Genomic DNA, 2,244 nt, shown 5'->3' on the forward strand with positions numbered 1-2,244 from the left:
TAGCATATAAGACCCTTGTGAATAACCAGAAAGTTGACTAACTTCATATCTAGGGTCATCCATAATTTCTTTTACAAATCGGTCTGCTACCAAATATTGAGGAGATAAGGATGTATCTCTTTCAATAATGGCAGTGGAAACATCAATCTTAGTAGGATTCTCTGGATCCGTTCCTGCAGCAATCACAGCTATACTTTTATAATCCGGTTTACCGTTGACTATAGGAGCTACCGCCAAACCATCAAAACCCGTTCCTCGGTGAGACTTAGTCGCAATAACACGAAACTCTTGACCATCGGATATTATGGTGTTTGTTTCACCTTTATTTTTAGGCGAAGGAGTAACAATTTTGTAACCCTTTCGCTTGGCATATTCTGGATTGGAACTATAAACATTTTTCCCTTGATTTAATTCATTAAGCTGTTTATCTGTATAAGTGAAAACCACTACTGTACTCCTTTTTCTTTATCCGAATAATATATAGTAACTAAAGATGTTGTTTTCCCTTTATGAGAATTCAATATTTCCCACTGGTCATTTATTTCTTTATTTGTTTTTCCATTAACAAAACCATTATAATTTTCAACGTCATTTAAAGAGTGGCCTACACGATATTCTATTTTTACTTTATCTGAAAATAGAATATTTACATCACAAGACCAGTCGCCCGGAGGGGTTGTATATTCTGGATTGGAAATTTTGATTTCTTCTATCTCTTCATATGAATTCTTTAAGGCATTTACCAAACTAACTTCATACTCTCTATTTCGACGCTCTTCTTGGGATTTCCCTAACATGCTAAACATAAATATACCTCCTGCTGTGATGGTTGCGAGTAACAAAACGATTAGTAGCTTTTTATGACTTTTTTTAATTCCAGAATTGTTCATTTGAGTTTTTCTCCTTTTTCTTATTATACTATAAGATCAGTCTATATTACACTATAATAAGAAAAAGTTATTTTAAATCTATCAATCATAGTAGGACTCCCAGGATCCGTTCCCGCAGCAATCACAGCTATACTTTTATAATCCGGTTCACCGTTGACTATGGGAGCTACCGCCAAACCATCAAAACCTGTTCCTCGGTGAGACTTAGTCGCAATAACACGGAACTCTTGGCCATCTGAAGTGGTTATAGTGTTGGTTTCGTTTTTATTATTTGGATTATCTGTCACAAATTTCTTTTTATTGCGTTCTGAAAATTCTTTATTAACACTATAGACCGCAAAATCTTGGTTTAAATTATTCAATTGATTATCAGTATAATTAAATACCATTATTGCTCTCCTGTTTCACCATTTGAATATCGTACTAATATTGTAGATTCTGTTTTACCAATGTGTTTTTGAAGTATAGACCATTGTTGATCAATTTCTTCATTAGTATTTCCTTTCATAAGACCATCATGGTTTTCTTTATAGGTTAATCTGTGATTAATTCCATAAGTAATAGTTTGACTATCATTGAACTGTACTGAAATATCACAAGACCACGAACCCGGTTTGTCATTATAGTAAGGATCCATAATCTTAATCTCCTTAATCTCTTGGTAGGAATTCTTTAAAGCATTCACCAAACTAACTTCATACTCTCTATTCCGACGCTCTTCTTGAGATTTCCCTAACATGCTAAACATAAAAACACCTCCTGCTGTAATGAATGCAACTAACAAAACGATTAGTAGCCTTTTATGACTTTTTTTAATTCCAGAATTGTTCATTTGAGTTTTTCTCCTTTTTCTTACTATACTATAAGATTTGTCTATATTACACTATAATAAGAAAAAGTTGTTTTACATCTTTTCTTTCCATTGTTGAAACTCCTTGGCTAATTGCTTATCTGTTGCCACTGTTTTTTCGATGACTTCCTGTAATTGTTTATCCAAATTTTCAAATGCTTGGGCGGAAGCATTCATCTTAGTGGTTGTTTGATTTGTCTCTGTCTGAAACGTGTCGATAAACTGTGCTTGAGTGATACCTTGACTAGCAAAAATGGCCTCAACCTCATAGGGAGCTAATGCTGTGTAGCTCGTAAAGTCGATTTTTGACCAAATTTCTTGTAATTCCTGATTGGCTTTTTTGGCTAAGGCGCTGACTTCATCAGATCCCGTTCTTGCTGCTGTAGCCATAGATGATGATAGGATAGAACCTTGAGCTGCATCTAAGTATATTTCCTCAGAGCTACTAATGCCACCTGATGACCATTTTGACTTCAAGTCCTTGTAATGAGCCATTCCTCGGAG

General features: G+C 34.7%; 3 protein-coding genes and 2 pseudogenes. All 5 read right to left on the minus strand.

The window, feature by feature from the left end; translation table 11 throughout:
- Nucleotides 1–447: pseudogene (locus D8847_RS10380) on the minus strand (hypothetical protein); the annotation flags it as partial.
- Nucleotides 447–890, minus strand: a complete 444-nt coding sequence (locus tag D8847_RS10385) for a hypothetical protein (RefSeq protein ID WP_185757959.1) — start codon at nucleotides 888–890, stop codon at nucleotides 447–449. The gene D8847_RS10385 and the pseudogene D8847_RS10380, both read right to left, overlap by 1 nt.
- Nucleotides 891–931: 41 nt before the next feature.
- The gene (locus D8847_RS10390) at nucleotides 932–1,279 is read right to left on the minus strand and encodes a hypothetical protein (RefSeq protein WP_125841481.1); all 348 of its coding nucleotides are present in this window, start codon (nucleotides 1,277–1,279) and stop codon (nucleotides 932–934) included.
- Nucleotides 1,279–1,722 (minus strand): hypothetical protein, encoded by a 444-nt coding sequence (locus D8847_RS10395; RefSeq protein ID WP_125841482.1) that lies wholly within the window; start codon nucleotides 1,720–1,722, stop codon nucleotides 1,279–1,281. Before D8847_RS10395 ends, D8847_RS10390 begins: the two co-directional genes overlap by 1 nt.
- 72 nt (nucleotides 1,723–1,794) lie before the next feature.
- Nucleotides 1,795–2,244 (minus strand): annotated as a pseudogene (locus D8847_RS10400) (hypothetical protein); the annotation flags it as partial.

Source organism: Streptococcus mitis (assembly GCF_003942795.1).
Lineage (GTDB): Bacteria > Bacillota > Bacilli > Lactobacillales > Streptococcaceae > Streptococcus > Streptococcus mitis_BJ.